Origin of the sequence: Natrarchaeobius halalkaliphilus (assembly GCF_003841485.1) — an archaeon.
In the GTDB taxonomy this organism is placed as follows: Archaea; Halobacteriota; Halobacteria; order Halobacteriales; family Natrialbaceae; genus Natrarchaeobius; species Natrarchaeobius halalkaliphilus.
The window spans coordinates 163,250-180,132 of record NZ_REFY01000004.1; the positions used below are offsets into that span (position 1 = coordinate 163,250).

The window sequence follows — 16,883 nt, forward strand, 5'->3', positions numbered from 1 at the left end:
CGGCCGTCGTCCTCGGACGAGCGGGGATCCGGGCGCGCTACTCCGGTGGCGACTCCTCGGCTATCTCGTCGATCGCGTGAACGCGGACGCTGGTCGGCCGCTTGGTGAACTGACCGAGCGAGCGCGCGATGACGAGGTCGACGTCCCGATCCGCGGACAGATCCAGCAGGCGCTGGCTGAGAATGCCGTCGATGACGACGGTTTCCGGCGACGTTTCGATCGCCTCGAGCGCGTCATAGGCCTCGCTCGCGTCGGTCTCGTCGACGGTTTCGCCGTCCGCGTCGACAAATCGAACCCGGTCGGTACTCGCCCGGATGACGGCGTCCGCGTGGTCGTAGACGGTTTCGGAGGCCGGCTCCGGCGTCTCGTCGACAGCGTCGTCGGTCTCGAGCGCTCGAGCGGGAGGACTCGAATCCGCCCGTTCCGGCGTCGATGGGTGTGACGGGGCGACCGTGGCGTTCGGTCCCGTCTCGGGGCCGTTCGTCGGCTGTTCCCCCCGTCCCGGCGAGGATTCGGCTTCCCCGGACGGAGAGACTGCCGATCGCGTCCCACTGGATTCGTCCGTCGGAACCGGGGCGGGAGTCGCACTGCCGTCGGTCGCTGCAACGGCGTCTCGAGGCTCGTTCAGGTCCGAGACGCTGTCGTAGGGAACCTTTTTTCGAAGAGCGGCGAACAGCTGGTGGTGGTCGAGTTCCTCGACGGATTCGTCCGGCGGAGCGAACGCGACGTAATCGAGGTCACCGACCTGAGACAGCTCCTCGAGAATCAGGTCACCGCCGCGGTCGCCGTCGAGGAAGGCGGTGACGGTCCGATGGCGCGTGAGCTCGGCCACGGCGTCGGGGACGTTGGTTCCCTCGACCGCGATAGCATTTTTGACACCGTACTTGAGCAGCGTGAGGACGTCCGACCGGCCCTCGACGACGATGATCGCGTCGCTGTCGGTCACGCGGGGACCGGCCGGCAGCCCCTCGTACTCGGTGATGTCCTCGACTCGGACGTGCTGGCGAACCTCCGCGAGGATCTCGTCGGAGGACATCACGGTGTCGTCGAACCCCGTCTGAAGCAGTTCCTTCGCTCGCTCGACGACTTCCTTTCGTTTCGCAGCCCGGACGTCCTCGATTTCGCTGACCGCCAATTCGGCCCGACAGGGACCGACCCGGGTGATCGTCTCGAGGGAGGCGGCGAGCGTCGCGGTTTCGACTTTGTCGAGGCTGGTTGCGATTGTCAGGTGGCCGCGCGAGTTGCCGTGCGTGCTCGCGATTTCGACGTCGATACGGCCGACTTTCTGTGACTGACGGAGATCGCGGAGATCGAGATCGTCGCCCAGCAGGCCCTCGGTTTGCCCGAAGATCGCACCGACGACGTCGCTCCGCTCGACGACCCCGTCGGCCGTGACGTCCGCGTGAATGAGGTATTTGGTGGTGTCTTCCATGGGAGATCTGTCCCCTGGGAAGGGGCGCGGTGACGCGGCTATCGCGTACAGAGACCGGTTTGGATGGAATGTGGGTCGTGAGCGGCAAATAGCTGTTGACCTGAGCCAGGACGCGACTCAGCACGCTGGTCGGTACCAGTACCAGTAGATCGAGACGGCGACCAGCACGGCGAGGCCGCCGAGAAAGAACACCAACCCGGGCGGCAGCGTTCCGACTGCCGCATCCGCCGCCTCGGCACCGCCATCCGCGACGATCGTCCCGTCGTCGGCCGCGGGCTCTGCGGCGCTATCGAACGACGAACTCGGCTCGTCGGTCGTCTCCGTCGCCGGTTCGTCGTCGAGGGCGTCCGCATCCTCCTCCGTCGATACGTCGGCTTCGGGTTCGTCGAGCGCGTCGGCGTCCTCCGCATCCTCCTCGAGTTCGTCATCGTTCGCAGCGTCCTCGTCGTCAGCGGTTTCGGCCTCGAGTTCTTCGTCCTCCGGTGGCGCTTCTTCGTCGGGAGCGTCCGTCGGTTCCTCGTGTCGGTCGTCTCCGACGGTGTACTCCTCGCCCGTCGTCTCGTCGCCGTCGTCCGCCGGCGTTCGCTCTTCGCCCGTCGCCGGAGCGGACTCATCGAGCACTCCACCGGAGGCCCCGAACCACCTGCTCGCCCCGTACTGGACCAGCAGGCTGCCGCCCGCGAGCGCGCCGATGCCGCCGATCAGTCGCGAAATAGCGGTCTTCAGCTGCGAGGCCGTCGACTCGTCGCTCGTGACGATCAACGGCCCGTCGGTCGTCGCGTAGACGCTCATCTCGTTGCCCCGCGAGGAGTACCAGGTGTCGACGATCTCGACCAGCCCCGCGTCCTCTAACTTCTCTAAGTGGTAGCGAACGTTCTGAATAGAGGAGTCGATCGCGTCCGCGACGTCGCTCGGCGTCCCGGGGTCCTCGTCGAGTCGGGCGTAGATCCGCCGGGCCGTGGTCGAGGAGAGCGCGCTGAAAACCGCGTCGCCGTCTTCACCCTCGAGGTCGACGACGCGCGGCTGCCCATCCCGGGTGGTCGTCTCGGAACGAAACGGGAACAGACGGGCCATGTCAGGATAGTTTCCAGTCTCGCACGGATCCCTATACGCTTTTTCCTACGTAAAAGGACGATTTCAGCTTTCGAAACCCGTTCGTAGGCGGGAGATCGACCCGGTGAAGAACGAATCTCTTCAACGCTCGATTTCGAACGGAAACAGTTACACAGGTCGAGTGCCGACCGTCCGACATGCCTCGAGGAGAACTCGGCGGGTGGGTCGCGATCGGGATTACACTCAGCGCCCTCGCGATTCCGTGGTTCCTGTGGGGATCGGACGCCGTCGTCGCCGGCTTCCCGCTGTGGCTCTGGTGGCACATCGCCTGGATGGTGATCGCGTCGGTCGTTTTCTGGCTGTTCGCACGGCGGGCCTGGGGAATCGGTATCGAACCCGAGTCGACGCCCGACGACTCGAGGGCCGAAGATGGAACTCGGCCGTCGCGCTCGGACGCAGGGGGTGACCGCCGGTGACGCTATCGATCCAGGTGGGAATTATCGTCGCCTACCTGTGTCTGGCGCTGGTCGTCGGCGTGGTCGCCTACCGGATGACCGACCGAACCGCCGAGGACTTCTATCTCGCGAGCCGAACCTTCGGAACGGTCGTGCTCCTCTTTACGACGTTCGCGACCCTGCTGTCTGCGTTTACGTTCTTCGCCGGTCCGAACATCGCCTACCACGAAGGTCCCGAATGGATACTCGTCATGGGCCTGATGGACGGCATCATCTTTGCGATCCTCTGGTACGTCATCGGTTACAAGCAGTGGCTGCTCGGCCGCCAGTACGATTACGTCACGCTCGGAGAGATGCTCGGCGACCGCTTCGCCTCGAGACGGCTTCGCGGACTGGTCGCCGGCGTGAGCCTGCTCTGGCTCTTTCCCTACGTCATGTTACAGCAGGTTGGTGCGGGCACCGCGCTCGCGGCGCTGACCGAGGGCGCACTGCCGTACGCCGTCGGTGCCGGGTTGATCACCGCGTTCATGATCCTCTACGTCGTCGTCGCCGGGATGCGCGGCATCGCCTGGACCGACACGCTCCAGGGGGCGTTCATGCTGGTCACCACCTGGGTCGCGATGATCTGGGTGCTCGCCGTCGTCGGTGGTCCCGGTGTGGCGACCGCGGCGCTCGAGGCGGAAGCGACACAGCACCTCGCGCTGGGAAGCGAGTTCTATACGGTTCAGTGGATGCTCTCGACGGCGATCGTCATCGGCTTCGGCGTCGCGATGTTCCCGCAGGTGAACCAGCGCTTTTTCGTCGCGGGCTCGCGCACCGTCCTGAAACGGTCGTTCGCGCTCTGGCCGATCCTCTGTGTCCTGCTGTTCGTTCCGGCGTTCATGCTCGGCGCGTGGGCGCGCGGCCTCGACGTGACCGTCCCGGAGGGTGGAAACGTCCTCCCCGCAGTTCTTGCCGAGTTCACCCCGTTCTGGTTCGCCGCGCTCGTCATCGCCGGCGCGATGGCCGCGATGATGTCGTCGTCGGACTCGATGTTGCTCTCGGGTTCGTCGTACTTCACTCGAGATATCTACCGTCCGTTCGTCGATCGGAGCATTTCGGACCGCCGCGAGGACCTCCTCGCTCGCGTCGGCGTCGTCATCTTTGCGACCGCAGCCTTCGGTGCGAGCCTCTGGAATCCCGCGACGCTGTTCGAACTGGGTGATGCGGCGTTCAGCGGCTTCGCCCAGCTCGCACTTCCCGTACTGGTTGCGCTCTACTGGCGACGGACGACTCGAGCCGGCATCACGGCGGGCATCGTCGCGAGTCAGCTGTTTTACCTCGCGAACCTGTTCGTCGACTCGATCGTGGCCGCGATCGAACTCGCGGGTCCGGTTCTCGGCGGCCTCGAGCCCGGCCTGGTCGCTCTCGTCACGGTCGTCTTTCAGGGAACGTACCTGGGCTGGACGGCCGGACTCGTGGGAATGGGAGTCGGCTTCGTGCTCACCGTCGGCGTCTCCCTCGCGACGTCCCCGGCGGCCGAGGAGCGACGGGCGATCTACTTCGACGGGTTGAACGCCGACTGATCGCCACACCGAAAAGCGAACGTCGCGTATCCACGGTCGATGACCGCCGACCTGCCGGAGTCGCTCGCAGGCGCGTGGCAACCACACGCGACGCATGCGGACGAGCTTACGGTCCTCTTCGCGTCGATCAGCGCCGAAACGACGGTGTTCGAACCCGTCGAAACGACGCCGCTCGAGGCGGCCCTCGCGAGCGAGCTTCCCGTCCGCTCGCTGTTCGTCGTCGAGCTGTCGTTTTCACCACCGTTACCGTCGCTCGGTGTCTCGCCCGCGTCGGTTCACTCGAAGGCGGTTTCGAGGGCCACCGACCAGCTCGTCTCGCTGCTCACGGACGCCGGCGTGATCGTCGATGGCGTGCGAGAGCGCCTCGAGTTCGAAGCGCCGAACGGCAAGCCGGGAACGTGGTCCGTCGTCGACGTCCGCTACCCGATTGCCGACGGCCGATCCGTAGACGCGACGAACGGAACCGACGACGCCGATCCTATCCGCGCGGAGGCCCACGTCGCTGTCTGGCCGGGCGAACGAACGTTCGGCGTCGCCGGCGGGACGCTGCCGCTCGAGCGGCCCGACCGGTTCCGAACGAATACAGCGGCGGTCAGCGACGGCCGTTCGGACGAAAACCGGACGGTCGAGATCGATCCGGAGCGCGATCGAGAAACCGTGTCGACGCTGATCAGTGACATCGATCTCGACGCCGATCAGTGACATCGATCTCGACGTCGATCAGTGACATCGGTCTCGACAATCGAATTCGGCCAGTGAACGCGGCCGATCGGGAGGATCGCCAACCTGATTAGTCGTCCGCGGGAACGCCGTCGAACTGCGCGTCGGGGACCGTTCCGTCGTCGTTCCAGCCGCGTTCGTCGTAGTACTCGTCGAGACCCCGCTCGAACTCCGGAACCTCGTACGGCAGCGTGTCGTCCGCCCGGTCGAAGCCGCGTTTGTTATTGAAGTGGCGCTCGAGCGTGACGATTTCGCTGCCGATCTCGAGTAGCTCCTCGTAGTCGGCGTCGAGCAGCGTCGAGAGGCGATCCTCGTCGACGAAATCCCGAGAGAACTTACAGAGAACGGCGCTGTCTTTGATCGCATTGGCGTTCTCGAGTTCGACGAGTTTCGGGGGCTTACCCTCGAGACCCTCCTTGTCGAAGGCCTTCTCGGCGTCGACGAGCGGGTACTCGTAGGGGTAGAACTCGGCGTACATGTGATCGGCACCGCGATTCGCAGTGGCGAAGGCGAGGCCCTGCCCGTTCAGCGTCCGGCCGTCGTGGGCGGAGAACTCCATCCCCTTGACCGACCAGTTCTCGACGCCGAGTTCGCCGTGAATCCGGGCGACGCCCTCCGCGAGCGTGTCCCCGATCCCCTCGCGATAGGCGATCTTCTCGACGGTTTCGTGGATCAACTCGGCGTTTCCGAACTCGTCTTCGCTGGCGAGGTAGGCGGCGACGACGTCGCCCGCGGAGATCGTATCGAGACCGAGTTCGTCGCACAGCCTGTTCGATTTCATCACGTCGACGATGTCGTCGACGCCGGAGTTCGAACCGAAGGCCATCAGCGTCTCGTACTCGGGGCCTTCGGTCTCGAGGCCCGTTTCTTCGTCCTTCGTCGGGAGTTTACAGGCGAACGCACAGGCCGAGCAGGTCCCCTTCTTGTACTTTTTCTCCTCGACGCGATCCCCGCTGATGTCGTCGATGTGTTCGAACGTGAGTTCCGAGAAGTACCGCGTCGGCAACGCCTCCACCATGTTCGCGTACTCCGCGACCGACGTCGTCCCCTGATCTTTCATCGGGTGGTCGGCCTGTGCGGCCTCGCCGTGGACCTCCATCTGGATCGGCGGAATCTCGACGTCGCGGGTGGAGTCGCCGTCGAAGGTGATCGCCTTGACGTTTTTCGAGCCGAGGACGGCACCGAGGCCGCCGCGACCGAAGGCACGCTCTTTGGAGGTCATGATCGACGCAAAGCGCACCTGATTCTCACCGGCGGGACCGATGACGACCGTGTGCTCTGAGCCGAGGCCGCGTTCGTCCTCGATATACTCGCAGGTCTCGAAGACTGTCGCCTCCTCGAGGTCGGGAACCGACTCGAACTCCACGCCCTCGTCGGTGAGGTGGACGATGACGAGTTCGTCGCTTTCGCCCGCCACCTCGACGGCGCTGTATCCGGTTCCGGTGAAGTTCCGCGAGAGAAATCCGCCCGCGTTCGAAGAGAGCAGTCCGTCGGTGAGCGGCGAGACGCCGGTGACCGACATTCGTCCGGTAAAGCTCATCGTGGAGTGCTGGAACGGCCCCGTCGCGAAGTAGAGTCGGTTCTCCTCACCGAACGGATCGGCGTCGAACGGGATCCGATCGTGTGCGAGTCGTGTCCCGAGTGCGCGTCCGCCGATCGACGACTCGAGTACGTCGTCGATCGGTTCGGTTTCGACCGTTCGTGCGCTGACGTCGATCGTACACAGTGGTCCCCGTACGTGTTTCATACTTACGATAGTTGGATAGCCGACCGCAAAACGGTACCGGTTTCGGACGTTATCTCGTATTATTCTTTCGATTCGTTCACGGCCCAAAAATGTCGACGAACCGGCTGCCAACCATTATTTTCACACGGGAGAGTTACCCGATATGAGCGATCCGGACGGAATACCTGAAGCGGCCACGATAGACGACATCTACGAGCAACTCGAGGCGCTCGAGGAGACGGTAGACGATCCAACAGAGCAAACCGAGGTCCGGCGGACCATGACGTTGCTCGATCGAGTCGCCCACAACGGGGCCGTCGGTCGGGTGATCACCGAGTTCACCGGCAAAGACAAGGCCGAAGCGTTCCTCGGAAGCGTGATCATCGGCATGCCGTTGCTCGTCGAGGACGGTGTCATCGAGATCGGGGAGTTCCTCGCCGAGACGCCCGCGTTTTTCGTCGCCAACGGTGCGCTCGCGGTCGTGATGGTCGTCGGTATCCTCTACATCGCTGACTTCCGGGAGGTCAGAATCACCGATCCGTACCTCGGTGTCGTCCCGCGACGTCCGCTCTGGGTCCTCGGTATCGCGTGTGGGACTGCAACGGCGATGATGACGCTCTGGGGACGCGTCACCTGGGAGGACCCCTGGGTGAATCTCTGTCAGGTGTCGGTGATCGTCACCGCGATGGCGATCGGCGGCTCCCTGGGCGATATCCTTCCCGGAGAGCGCTGACACCGTTTCTCCCGGTCGAAATGATCGACGTCCCACCCACCGATACGGGGGGTAACCACTCCATACCAATGAGTTGGTCCGTCGGATCGATCGAGTATGTACGCGACGGTAACGACCGTCCTCGAGTCGCTCCATCCGTGGGGACGGACGACAGAACCCGACGGCGATCGGTCGCGAGCGGCCAGTGCACCGCCACTCGAGCGTGCGGCCGGCTCCGACGCCGAGACGCTGTTACGGTCGACCAGCGCGGTCGTGGATGCGGGACGCAAAGACGGCGACCGGGGGCTGCGTCTCGAGCCCACGTTCCGGACCGCCTGGAACGACCGAATCGAGGAGATACGCGAGACGAACAGTCGGCTGGAGGAACTCGCCGCGCGTCTCGACTGCGAGCGCGACCGGCTGGCGCTTTCGGTGAGTTCCGACGGTTTCGTCGCGAGCCGTGACCGGGATCGAATCGGGTGCTGGCCCTCCGATAGCGCGTTTCTCGCGGACCTCGCGGCGACAGCAGTTCTGAGCGAAAGTGATCCGGTCTGGCAGACGCTCGAGCGGGACGAGCGACGACTCGTCCTGACCGGCCTTCGGCTGTTTCTCGAGCGGTGTCCGAACTGTAAAGGGGAACCGACCGCACGGACGAACCCGCCAGTCGGTGACGGAGCGGGCGGGTCGTCGGTGTGCCTCGAGTGTTCGCGGTGTGGCTCGCGACTGATCGCCGGCGTCGAGGACTCCGCTCCGTGATCGGCGCGGAGTCGACTCCGAATCGGAATGTTAACCAGTCGGCTCTTCTATGGTATACGTATGACATGGCTCCGTGCGCTCGCGGCGGCCGGCCTCTCGGTACTCCTTCCGGGTGCGGGCCACGCGCTCATCCGGGACTGGCTTCGGACGCTGGTGTTCGCCGGACTGTATCTCACCGCTGCCGTCCTCTTTTTGCCCTCGCCCGAGCAGATCGCTGCCGCGGGCTCGATCACGGACAGTATGGAACTCGTCACCCAGGAGATCGACACCATGGGACAGTTCATCCTCTCGTTTATCGTCCTGTTCGCCGCGATCGACGCCACGTTCCGATCGCTCGGCTTTCCGCCCGGATCGAACAGTAAGGCGGCCGACGGACCGACCTGTCCACACTGTGGCAAAGAACTCGATCAGGACCTCTCGTTCTGTCACTGGTGTACCACCCGCCTCGAGCCCCAGGATCCCGAGGAGCCGACGGACGCCGAACAGGACGAGCGGCCGATACGGGCGAACAACTGATCGCCCTCGGCGCCGTCCGTTGCGTTACTTCTCGATGATGCTCTCTTCGACCGCCTCACCGAAGTGACGCGCCGTGTCCTCGTAGTACAACAGGAGTTCGTCCCCCGCCTCGAGATCCGTGACCGCGGCTCGGCCCTCGGCGGTCGAGACCTTGATCGTCTCCGCGTTCTGGAGGAGCGTCTCGATCCGATCGCCGTCGGCGGTCTCGAGTGCGATCCGGAACATCGGCCGCTTCTCGATCTTCACCCGACCGACGATGGCTTCGCGGGTGTGGCCGGCGGTGTCGACGATCTGAACCTCGTCGCCGCTCCGGAGCTCGGAGAGGTACTTGGTGCCGCCGTCGGGCGTTCGGACGTAGGCGTGGACGGCTCCCGCGTTTACGCGAAACGGCCGCGAAGCGACGTACGGGGAGTCGGCGGTTTCGGCGTGGACGAAGACGAGCCCGCGAGACATCGAACCCACGAGCATCCCCTCGTCGTGCTCGAGCAGGCTGCCGGTGTCGACGCAGACGCGATCCGCGCTTCCGATCTGTTCGACGTCCAGGACTTCGGCGTACTCGAGGTCCAGTGACTCGCGTTCGGCCTGATCGCGGACCTCGACCGTTCTGCGGATCTCGTCGGGGTCGTCCGAGTCGAGCAACACCGAATCGGCTCCGATCTCGAGGGTTTCGAACGCCGTTTTCGCCTCCTCGGCGCTCGTGACACCCGCGACGAGGTCGGTCTCCTCACCGATCCGTGCGATCAGGTTTTCGAGGGGGATGATCGTCCAGTCGTCACCGATGACGATCGTGTGGTCCGCCTCCTCGGCGGCGGTCTCTGCGAACGCTTCGTACTCCGTGCCGAGGATACGAACGTACGCTCCGCGCTCGAGGTCGGTCTCGCCGTCACGCCGGAGCGTCGAGAGATCGGCGGAGCCGGAGAAATCCTCGGGAAGGTCGATCGTTGCATCGCCTTCGCCGTCCTTTCCGACGACGATGGCGTCGGCCGCGGCGTCGGAGTCGTCGGCCTCGACATCGTCGACGAGCGTGACGTCGCCGTCGGTCCGAAACGCGGCGACGTTGATCTCACCGAGTTCCCGCACGCGGGAAACGTCGTCTTCGTCGACCAGTACCCAGTCTACGCCGGCCTCGAGCGCGGTGGTGATCCGCGCGCGGCGATCGTCCCAGTCGCCGACGGTGTCGTCGGCTTTTATCCAAACGGATCGGGTCATATCTCTACGATCGAAGGGAATCGGCTTGAACGTGGCGAATCACGGAGCCACACTCGCGGCGGATCGGTCGATCGGAACGGGCGGGACGTCACCACGACCGAATAGACAATCGTGTGACGGCCGCTGGACGACGACACAGAAATCGTTACAACGCCCCATATGAAGGCGCGTCCGACGGTCGAAACGTTGAGAACGCTCCGGACCCTACGGCCGGTGATGGCCGCCTACGATGCGATCTGCTTCGACCTCGATAACACCCTCTGTGAGCCCACGCAGGACGCCTCGAGCGTACTCGAGGCGACCTTCGAACGGGCGGGGCTCGAGCAGTTCTGTACGGCGGCCGATCTCCGAAACGCCGTTCCGGCGCTTCCGACGGCCGAAACCGACCGCGAGTTCTACGAACATCTGTTTTCGGAAGTGGCGAGTCGGGCCAACGTCGACCCGGTCGTTTCGTCCCGGCTCACCGACTGGTATCTCGAGATACGGAATCCGACCGCCGTCCGGTTCCGGCCCGGGGCGCGGGAGGCCCTCGACTACGCACGCGATCGCGGTCCGGTCGCGCTCATTACGAACGGCGGCAGACGAACCCAGACGAAAAAGCTCCGCGCACTCGAGATCGAGGGCGAATTCGACGTTCGAGTCTTTACCGAACCCAGCGCGGGGATCTATCCGAAACCCGATGCGGCCCCGTTCGAGTACGCCCTCAGCGAACTCGGGGCCGAGCCACGGCGGTCGATCCACGTCGGAGATTCGTTACACGCGGACGTCGCGGGTGCGAACGCGATGGGACTCGATTCCGCGTGGGTCGACACCGGACGCGGCCGGAACGGCGATCACCAACCGACCTACGAGCTGTCGACGCTCGAGGCCCTCGAGACGATCGCGTAACCGTCACAACTGTCACCGCGGCGGCGCAGTTGTCCCCACCCTATCGCTCGTCGAACCAGACCGCGTAGACGTAGAGACCGATTCCGACGAAAACGGCGATCGACGAGGCGTGGTCGATGATCGACGCCTGCTGGACGGCCAGAACGTGCGACAGGAGATATCCGAACTGGAGGACGCCACCGGCGACGAGGGCAATCGCGGCTCCGAACAACACGGACCGCGTCGCGTTGGCCACCGCGTACAGCAGCGTGCCGAGTCCGATCGCGATCACGCCGAAGACGAACTCCGCGGCGAGCGTGGCCAGGGGTTCGTTCGCGAACGACCCGTAGATGACGAGTCCGAAGTAGACGACGATTCCCAGAAATATCGCACCGAAGGCTCGTTCCGATATGTCGACGTGGCTCATACTCACTCGATGTGACTCGCTCTCCTTAGCGGTACTGACTCCAGTTCGACCGGCGGACGATCAGCGCTCGAGCGGCTTCGCCCACTCGAACTCGAACCCCTCGTGAACGACGAACTCGAGGGCGTTGATGAGGTAGTGGGCGACGACGACGACAAGCAGGCTTTCGGTGAGGATGAATATTCCCGCGAGGACGAACCCGAGGAGACCGGTTACGACGATTCCGACCGAGCCCTGCATGCCGTGGCCGACCGCGAACGCGATCGAGGAGAGGACGGCCAACAGCCACGGCGAGATGCCGAACCCTGCCGCGACGACTCCGATCAGTGCCGCCCGAAAGAGCAACTCCTCGAAGAGGGCGATGATCGGCAGGACGACGGCGAGCAAGACGAGCCAACCGCCCCCCGAGTCGGGAGCGAGAAGCGCTCGTAACCGCTCGTCGTGGTCGAACCCGAATCGGGTCGCGATCGCCGCGCCGAGTTCGTTTGCGACGTAGAGAACGACTCCCGCAGCCACACCCAGAACCAGCCCCGCTTCGAGATACGATCGCGAGAACTCGAGTCCCAGCGCGTCCGCCGGAATACCGGTATAGAGTATCGCGCCGATCAACACGAACGCGAACAGTCCCTGCGAGAGCGCGACGTTCGCGAGCATCGCGCCGGTCGAGAGCGATTCCGGATCGATCTCGTTCGCCATCTCCGCCGGGATCGGTTCTGCCGTCTCCGTCTCGAGGGTCGTTTCGTCCGATTTCCTCTCCGGAGCGGTGTCGTCACGCCGTCGCTCGAGGGGCCGTTCCACGTCGGCTTCGGGCGTGGACCTCGAGTTTGCTTCGGGCGTAGAATCCGGTTTCTCCCCCGGCGTCTCGGTTTCAGAATCGCGTTGTCTCGGCGTGGCGGTTTCAGATGCGGACGAGCCCGAACGGACCGCTTCGGACTCGGCCCGGTTGAGAGGAGAACCCGTCGACTCGAGTACCCCTTCGGAATTATCTTCCCGGCCTGAATCGGGACTCTGTGGGTCTGAAAGCGTCGATTGCGTTAGATACGAGAGAACGAGCAGTAATGCGAGGACGACGCACGTGATCGCGACGAACGCCGTCCACTGGGGCATCTATTGCGGGCTCGGGTTCGAGCCGCTGGCCGAGCCGACGGCACCCTGTCTCTGGTCGAAGGCGGATTCGGTGATCGCCTTCAGCCGATCGACCAGCGAGTCCTTTTTCGGTTCGCCCATCAGGGCGACGTCGAGGACTTCGCTGATGTTCGAACACGGGATGATCTCGACCATCTCCTCGTACTCGTCTTCGATCATCACGTCCTGTTCGTTGGCTTTTGGGATGATGACCTTGCTGCAGCCGGCTTTCGCGGCGGCTTCGATCTTGTGGGTGACGCCACCCACCGGGAGGACGTCGCCGCGCACCGACAGCGAGCCGGTCATCGCGACCGACTGATCGACCGGGATGTCCTCGAGCGCGGAGATGACAGCCGTCGCGACCGTAATCGAAGCGGAGTCACCGTCGACTCCCTGCTGGCCTGCCTGAACGAACTGGATGTGGATGTCCTTTTCGGAGAGGTCGACGTCCGAGAACTTCTTGATGATCGCGGAGACGTTCTGGACGGATTCTTCGGCCATCTCCTTTAGCTTGCCCGTCGCGATCACTTTCCCGCCACCCTGGGCGGGAGCGATTTCGGCCATCACGGGGAGCATGATCCCGGAATCCTCGCCCATGACGGCAAGTCCGTTGACCCGTCCCTCGACGCCGTCCTGGGTGACCTGGAGTTCGTAATCCTTGCGCCGTTCGATGTAGTCGTCCGCGAGTTGCTGTTCGATCGATCGCGAGCGCTCTTTGGCCTGCAGGACGTCGTCGCGGGTCGTGAGCTCGCGGTCCTCGGCGCGGGCGATGTCGCCGGCGACGCGGACCAGCCCACCGAGGTTTCGGAAGAGAAGCGTCAGGTGTTCTTTGCGACCGGCTCGGCGCTTGGCCTCGAGGAGGAGTTCCTCGACGGCCTCGCGCGTGAAGTGCGGGAGTCGGCCGTCGCGTTCGACTTCCTGGGCGACGAACCGGGCGTACTTGCGTCGCATCTCGGGGGTATCCTCGATTGTGTCGTCCATGTACACCTCGTAGCCGTATCCCTTGATGCGCGAGCGAAGCGCGGGGTGCATGTTCTCCATCGCGTCCAGGTTCCCTGCAGCGATCATGACGAAGTCACAGGGGACGGGCTCGGTCTGGACCATCGCGCCCGAGGAGCGCTCGGACTGGCCCGTGATCGCGAACTCGCCTTCCTGGATCGCCGTCATCAGCTTCTGCTGGGTACGGACGTCGAGCGTGTTGATCTCGTCGACGAACAGCACGCCCTTGTTCGATTTGTGGATCGATCCGGGCTCGACGCGGTCGTGACTCGGCGTCTCCATTCCGCCGGACTGGAAGGGGTCGTGGCGGACGTCCCCGAGCAGGGCACCGGCGTGAGCGCCGGTCGCGTCCTCGAAGGGAGCGGTGCGCTGTTCGCCGTTGTCGACGATCATGTTCGGCACCATCGCGTCCGTTCCACGGGACGTATACCGGAAGATCAACCAGACGATACCCGCAGCGAGGATTCCCAGAAGGATGCTCGCGGGACTGATGATCGCGTATCCGATGATGATCGCGATGATGATCCACATCAGGATCGAGCGCATCTGGTTTCGCTTTCGGGCCTCTTCTTTGTGGGCGTCGATGATCTGTTCGCCCTTTCCGGCGGGAACGGTCCTGACCTTCGGTGCGTTGCCGTCGTCCGGGTTGTGGTAGACCAGAACGTCCTGGAGGTCCTCTTGAGGGAGCAACTGGCTCATCGCCTTCGCCAGCATCGACTTTCCGGTTCCGGGTGACCCGATCATCATGACGTGGCGGCGCTGTTTGGCCGCTTTGATGATTATATCACGCGCCTCGTCCTGTCCGATCACCTGATCGACGAGCCGATCCGGAACTTCGATGTCTTCGGTCGAGTCGATTTTGAGGCCGCCAAGGAGATCATCTTCAGCGATCTCCTCGTCGACTTCGACACCGGGGTCGACCTCGACCGCACTTCCGAGGTCTTCGACGGTCTCGATGTCGTCGTCGCTGGTGTCGTCTCCCTGCACGCTGTCACCGTCGAACTCCGATCGATCGTCGTCGATCGGGGTCTCGAGATCGTCGACGTCCTCGCTCCGGTCACCGTTTCCATCCGACGGCGACCGTTCTCCCTGACGCTCCCGCGAGCGCTCGTGCTCGTGATCGTCGTCCGGATTCCGCTCACTGTCGGGGGAGGAATCAAGGGCATCCGTGGGAGGATCGTCAACGTTCGTATCGTTGCTCATAGAACTCTGTTCGGTACCTGTCCCGAAGGGATTGCCACTGATATACTTTCTCCATGCGGAGGATGGTGTCAGTGGTTGAAAACGTCGGGTAGAGGCTACGAGAGCGGCGTTTGTGATCTGTCGATCGAGTCGAAAGTCGAGTTCGTAAACCGGTGAGTATCACCGAACGAAGGAACTGGATATACAGGGGAAGGAGGTCGAGTGCCCCGGGACGCGACCTCGAGGCGGTTCGCCGCTGATTCGGAATCGGTTCGTTTCCGTCGCGATAGTCGATAGATCGCGGTCGCAACTCGCCACGCTTAAGCCTCGCGGTCGAACAGTTCTCGACATGACCCGGGGGTTCTACATCGGACGCTTCCAGCCCTTCCACAACGGGCATCGGAACATGGTCGCGCGGATCGCGGACGACGTCGACGAACTCGTCCTCGGGATCGGCAGCGCCGACGACTCACACACCGTCCGAAACCCGTTTACGGCGGGCGAACGGATCATGATGATCACGAAATCGCTCGTCGACACCGACCTCGTCACCTACGCCGTCCCGATCGAGGACCTGGAGCGAAACTCGGTGTGGGTGAGCCACGTCCAGAGCATGAGCCCGGATTTCGACGTCGCCTACTCGAACAACCCGCTCGTCATCCAGCTCTTTCGTGAAGCCGGTATCGAGATCCGCCAGTCACCGATGTTCAACCGAGACGTACTCGAGGGGACCGAAGTTCGGGAACGGATGATAACCGACGGGGACTGGCAGTCGCTCGTCCCGGAGGCAGTCGTCGAGGTCGTCGACGAGATCGACGGAACCGAGCGCATCCAGATGATCAGCGACACGGACTCGAACGGCGTGTAACCGGGAGCGCCACCCTCTTCGAGACCGATCTATTTTCCTCGAGCACCGCCTACGGACACTCATGATCACGATCGCGACGGATTTCGGAACTCCCTATCCCGCGGCGATGAAAGGGGTGCTTCTGCAGCGAACCGACGCGCGACTCGTCGACGTCGCTCACGACTTCCCCCGACAGGACGTTCGAGCCGCGGCGTTCTGGCTGCGCGAAGTGCTTCCGTACTTTCCGCCCGCGACACACCTCGTCGTCGTCGATCCGGGCGTCGGAACCGACCGCGATACTCTCGTCCTGCGCGCGGACGAGCACGTACTCGTCGGCCCGGACAACGGCGTCCTCGTGCCTCCCGCCCGTCGGCTCGCCGGGACGACGGAACTCGAGGCGTACGGCATCGACGAACGAGCCGTATCCCACGACGGACGTTCCGGACCGGCGAGCAACACGTTCCACGGACGTGACGTTTTCGCGCCTGCAGCCGCGGCGGTCCACGGGACGAGTCGCGACTCACTCGAGTCGGTCGCGGCTCTCGAGGCGACCACGTCGTACGTCGATCTCGAGCTTCCGTCGGCCGCCGTCGAGAGCGACGAGAGCCGTGCCGCCGGCGACGTCCTCGCCATCGACGATTTCGGCAACGTCGTGACGAACGTCCCGGGCGACTTTCTCGAGGGGCGGTCGCGCCTTGTCGCGAACGGCGAGGTCGTTCCCGTCGGTGAGACGTTCGCGTCAGTTTCGATCGGCACCCGCCTCGCGACCGTGGGAAGTCACGGCTACGTCGAACTCGACGTCAATCAGGGCCGCGGAGACGACGCGTTCGGTCTCGATACCGGCGACCGGGTGATCCTCGAAGGCGACGAGCGCGAAGAGTGAAGGGACTCTTATGGAAACGACCGCTGGCGACGGTTCGGATCGATCACGATCTCACCGCTTGCCAGCACGGTGATTCCGCAGTCCGAGAACGTAAACGAAATCGAGCCGCCGCCGTCGGAACCGCCGGTTCGCCAATGATGGACCATGGCGTTCAGCGCGTCCGGATCGACGCGGTCCGAGAGCGACTCGAGTTCGACGGGATCGGTGCCGATAACGGACGAAACGACAGCGAGCAGGGCCGTACTCACCGGCTCGTAATCGTCGTCGTCACACCAGGTGTGGTACGTCCGCTGGTCTTCGTCGTAGTAGACCGTTCGTCCGGCGGCGTTCTCGACCGGCGTCAGTCGACCTGTTGGTGTTTTCCCGGACATTACGGTTTTACTATGCTATGTTAACACATAACAGTATTGGC

At 64.0% G+C, this 16,883-nt stretch carries 17 protein-coding genes; 9 read left to right on the forward strand and 8 right to left on the reverse strand.

All coding sequences use genetic code 11. The features are described 5' to 3' along the window. Window positions 1–37: 37 nt before the first annotated feature. Together dnaG and EA462_RS10900 are read right to left on the reverse strand one after the other, a co-directional pair. Window positions 38–1,432, reverse strand: a complete 1,395-nt coding sequence (dnaG, locus tag EA462_RS10895; protein ID WP_124178605.1) for a DNA primase DnaG — start codon at window positions 1,430–1,432, stop codon at window positions 38–40. 117 nt (window positions 1,433–1,549) lie between these two features. Next, window positions 1,550–2,506 (reverse strand): ArsR/SmtB family transcription factor, encoded by a 957-nt coding sequence (locus EA462_RS10900; protein ID WP_124178606.1) that lies wholly within the window; start codon window positions 2,504–2,506, stop codon window positions 1,550–1,552. Between the two features lie 176 nt (window positions 2,507–2,682). Here EA462_RS10900 and EA462_RS10905 point away from each other — a divergent pair, with 176 nt between their 5' ends. The 3 genes from EA462_RS10905 to EA462_RS10915 are packed head-to-tail and all read left to right on the forward strand — an operon-like array spanning window position 2,683 to window position 5,207. After that, entirely contained in the window at window positions 2,683–2,961 is a 279-nt protein-coding gene (locus tag EA462_RS10905) for a DUF3311 domain-containing protein (RefSeq protein WP_124178607.1), read from the forward strand. Then, window positions 2,958–4,505, forward strand: coding sequence for a sodium:solute symporter family protein (locus EA462_RS10910; RefSeq protein WP_124178608.1), 1,548 nt, complete (start codon window positions 2,958–2,960; stop codon window positions 4,503–4,505). The genes EA462_RS10905 and EA462_RS10910 overlap by 4 nt, the downstream gene beginning before the upstream one ends. 39 nt (window positions 4,506–4,544) lie before the next feature. After that, window positions 4,545–5,207, forward strand: coding sequence for a hypothetical protein (locus EA462_RS10915; protein ID WP_124178609.1), 663 nt, complete (start codon window positions 4,545–4,547; stop codon window positions 5,205–5,207). 88 nt (window positions 5,208–5,295) lie between these two features. On the opposite strand, the gene EA462_RS10920 is transcribed toward EA462_RS10915, so the two are convergent. Next, window positions 5,296–6,972: an aldehyde ferredoxin oxidoreductase family protein gene (locus tag EA462_RS10920; protein ID WP_124178610.1), complete on the reverse strand. Its 1,677-nt coding sequence runs from the start codon at window positions 6,970–6,972 to the stop codon at window positions 5,296–5,298. A gap of 142 nt (window positions 6,973–7,114) precedes the next feature. Here EA462_RS10920 and EA462_RS10925 point away from each other — a divergent pair, with 142 nt between their 5' ends. The 3 genes from EA462_RS10925 (at window position 7,115) to EA462_RS10935 (ending at window position 8,935) form a co-directional block, all read left to right on the forward strand. Next, window positions 7,115–7,684: a DUF2391 domain-containing protein gene (locus tag EA462_RS10925; protein WP_124178611.1), complete on the forward strand. Its 570-nt coding sequence runs from the start codon at window positions 7,115–7,117 to the stop codon at window positions 7,682–7,684. 96 nt (window positions 7,685–7,780) lie between these two features. Then, the gene (locus tag EA462_RS10930) at window positions 7,781–8,419 is read left to right on the forward strand and encodes a hypothetical protein (protein ID WP_124178612.1); all 639 of its coding nucleotides are present in this window, start codon (window positions 7,781–7,783) and stop codon (window positions 8,417–8,419) included. A 60-nt stretch (window positions 8,420–8,479) separates the two neighbouring features. After that, complete coding sequence (locus EA462_RS10935) at window positions 8,480–8,935, forward strand: zinc ribbon domain-containing protein (RefSeq protein WP_124178613.1); 456 nt, start codon at window positions 8,480–8,482, stop codon at window positions 8,933–8,935. Between the two features lie 24 nt (window positions 8,936–8,959). Here the strand turns inward: EA462_RS10935 and EA462_RS10940 are convergent, their stop codons facing one another. After that, window positions 8,960–10,144, reverse strand: coding sequence for a 3-dehydroquinate synthase II (locus EA462_RS10940; RefSeq protein WP_124178614.1), 1,185 nt, complete (start codon window positions 10,142–10,144; stop codon window positions 8,960–8,962). 216 nt (window positions 10,145–10,360) lie between these two features. Between EA462_RS10940 and EA462_RS10945 the strand changes: the two genes are divergently transcribed. Continuing rightward, a complete protein-coding gene (locus EA462_RS10945) occupies window positions 10,361–11,032 on the forward strand; it encodes an HAD family hydrolase (RefSeq protein ID WP_124178615.1) in 672 nt (223 codons plus the stop codon). A gap of 40 nt (window positions 11,033–11,072) precedes the next feature. On the opposite strand, the gene EA462_RS10950 is transcribed toward EA462_RS10945, so the two are convergent. From EA462_RS10950 to lonB, 3 genes are read right to left on the reverse strand one after another with little or no spacing between them, the layout of a single operon-like run. Further along, entirely contained in the window at window positions 11,073–11,438 is a 366-nt protein-coding gene (locus EA462_RS10950; protein WP_124178616.1) for a hypothetical protein, read from the reverse strand. A gap of 60 nt (window positions 11,439–11,498) precedes the next feature. Next, window positions 11,499–12,542, reverse strand: a complete 1,044-nt coding sequence (locus EA462_RS10955) for a CPBP family intramembrane glutamic endopeptidase (protein ID WP_124178617.1) — start codon at window positions 12,540–12,542, stop codon at window positions 11,499–11,501. Beyond that, a complete protein-coding gene (lonB, locus tag EA462_RS10960) occupies window positions 12,543–14,762 on the reverse strand; it encodes an ATP-dependent protease LonB (protein ID WP_124178618.1) in 2,220 nt (739 codons plus the stop codon). It lies immediately after the preceding gene. A 328-nt stretch (window positions 14,763–15,090) separates the two neighbouring features. Between lonB and EA462_RS10965 the strand changes: the two genes are divergently transcribed. Then, window positions 15,091–15,609, forward strand: coding sequence for a nicotinamide-nucleotide adenylyltransferase (locus EA462_RS10965; RefSeq protein ID WP_124178619.1), 519 nt, complete (start codon window positions 15,091–15,093; stop codon window positions 15,607–15,609). 61 nt (window positions 15,610–15,670) lie between these two features. Beyond that, window positions 15,671–16,471, forward strand: coding sequence for an SAM hydrolase/SAM-dependent halogenase family protein (locus tag EA462_RS10970; protein WP_124178620.1), 801 nt, complete (start codon window positions 15,671–15,673; stop codon window positions 16,469–16,471). Between the two features lie 8 nt (window positions 16,472–16,479). Here EA462_RS10970 and EA462_RS10975 read toward each other — a convergent pair whose 3' ends face one another. Beyond that, window positions 16,480–16,842, reverse strand: a complete 363-nt coding sequence (locus EA462_RS10975; protein WP_124178621.1) for a HalOD1 output domain-containing protein — start codon at window positions 16,840–16,842, stop codon at window positions 16,480–16,482. Window positions 16,843–16,883: the final 41 nt, after the last annotated feature.